The following is a 2,142-nucleotide window of genomic DNA, read 5'->3' as shown; positions in this document are numbered from 1 at the left end:
GGCATCCGCCAGCATGTCGAGGATCTCCCGTGCGCGCGCCGCGCCGGCGTTGGCCACCAGGGAGGCCAGGGCATCGCGCCATTCGGCCAGTTCTTCCTGGTCCATCGCTGTCTGACTCACTGCACTCGCGAAACCGTTCATGGGCACCTCCGGGCTTTTTTTCCAGTTTATGTCGGTGCCAAGGGATTTTTTGACTGTTGTGCGCCGCCTCTCAGGGACTTTTGAGCATAAATCACTGCCAATCAGCAAATTCAAAGCACGTTGTGCTTCAACTCCCGAACACCCCGCAATTGTGTTTAAAATGCCGCCCGCTCAATGACCGACGTTGCCCGATGAACCCAGACGCACTCGCCACCCTGCACACCCATTTGCTGAATGCCCTGCAAACCGTCCCCGCCGAGACCCGGCGCCTGTTTCACGGGCGTGGCCGCTGCTGGCCGGGCCTGGAGCAACTGACAGTGGACTGGCTGCAAGGCGTGGTGCTGGTCTCGCTGTTCAAGGAGCTTGAAGCCGCGGAGCTTGAGGCCTTGAAGCAGATGCTGGTGCAGATCGACTGGCGGTCATTCGGCGCCCATACCGTGGCGCTGCAACACCGCTACCTGCCGCAAAGCACCACCGAATGGCTGCTGGGCGAGGTGGTCGACGAACTGACCATCACCGAAGGCGGCCTGCGCTACCTGATCGACCTGGGCAAAAAGCAGAACAGTGGGCTGTTCCTAGACATGCGTTACGGCCGCAACTGGGTACGCGAACAGGCTCATGGCCTGCGGGTGCTGAACCTGTTCGCCTACACCTGTGGTTTCTCCGTGGCGGCCATCGAAGGCGGCGCCGAGCATGTGGTGAACCTGGACATGGCCCGAGGCGCCCTGAGCCGTGGTCGTGACAATCACCGCCTGAACGGCCACGACCTGAGCAAGGTGACGTTCCTCGGCCACGACCTGTTCAAGTCCTGGGCCAAGGTCACCAACAGCGGCCCGTACGACCTGGTGATCATCGACCCGCCCTCGTTCCAGAAAGGCAGTTTCCTTTTGACCAAGGACTACCAGCGGGTGCTGCGTCGCCTGCCGGATTTGCTCACGGCCCAGGGGACGGTGCTGGCGTGCATGAACGACCCGGCGTTCGGCGAAGACTTCCTGATCGACGGCGTAACCCGCGAAGCGCCTGGCCTGCGCTTTGACCAGCGGCTGGAAAACCCGCCGGAATTCCCCGATATCGACCCGCAAAGCGGATTAAAGGCACTGGTGTTTCGCCAAGGCTGATGCCGAAACGTCCTGCGCTTGCTACGCTTAACCTACGCCGGGTGGTGAACCTTATCCCACCCTTCCCGGTCGATACCTGCACACTCTGGCCAGATTCGACGGTGCTACCCCGTCGGCTGCCCTGTTTCACCTTTTGGAGAACGCCCCTGTGATATCGACCCTGCATGTAGCCCGTCTCAAGGCCTGGGGCGCCCATGGTTTTACCGCCACCGGCGTGGTGCTGGCCTTCCTGGCCACCCTGGCACTGCTCGACAACCAGCCCAAGGCTTGCCTGCTGTGGCTGGGCCTGGCCTTGATCGTCGATGGGGTCGACGGCTCTCTCGCGCGACGGGTGAATGTGCAAACAGTGCTGCCAAGCTTCGATGGCTCGGTATTGGACCTGGTGATTGATTACCTGACGTACGTGTTTATTCCGGCGCTGTTTATCTATCGCTATATCGCCCTGCCGGACTTCACCCCGTTGTTTACGGTGTCGGTGATTCTGGTGTCGTCGCTGTTCTGCTTCTGCAACGTCAACATGAAGAGCAAGGACAACTACTTCGTCGGCTTCCCCGCCGCATGGAACGTGGTGGCGCTGTGCGTCTATATCATCCAGCCGGAAGCCTGGGTCACCTTGCTCACCGTGATCGGCCTGGCGTTGCTGACCGTGACGCCGATGAAGTTCCTGCACCCGTTCCGGGTCAAGCGCTTCATGCCGATCAATATTGCCGTGACCACCATCTGGTTGCTGTGCAGCCTGCTGCTGGTGATCGACTTCCCGTACACCAATCGCCTGACCCTGGGCCTGTGGTTGCTGATGTCGGCGTACTTCCTGGGGATCTGCATCTGGCGGACCGCACTGGAGTGGGTCGAAACACATAAATAGCCAAGCGGGCACGGTTGA

At 60.8% G+C, this 2,142-nt stretch carries 2 protein-coding genes; both read left to right on the top strand.

The annotated features are described in order from the left end of the window. Positions 1-332 precede the first annotated feature (332 nt). The gene (locus HX846_RS16135) at positions 333-1,259 is read left to right on the top strand and encodes a class I SAM-dependent methyltransferase (RefSeq protein ID WP_178965710.1); all 927 of its coding nucleotides are present in this window, start codon (positions 333-335) and stop codon (positions 1,257-1,259) included. Positions 1,260-1,407: 148 nt separating this feature from the next. Continuing rightward, a complete protein-coding gene (pcsA, locus tag HX846_RS16130) occupies positions 1,408-2,124 on the top strand; it encodes a phosphatidylcholine synthase (protein ID WP_003208507.1) in 717 nt (238 codons plus the stop codon). Positions 2,125-2,142 lie beyond the last annotated feature (18 nt).

The sequence above is a fragment of the Pseudomonas sp. K5002 genome, from assembly GCF_013386655.1.
Classification (GTDB): Bacteria; Pseudomonadota; Gammaproteobacteria; order Pseudomonadales; family Pseudomonadaceae; genus Aquipseudomonas.
This window is presented reverse-complemented; position numbering and strand designations above follow the sequence as displayed.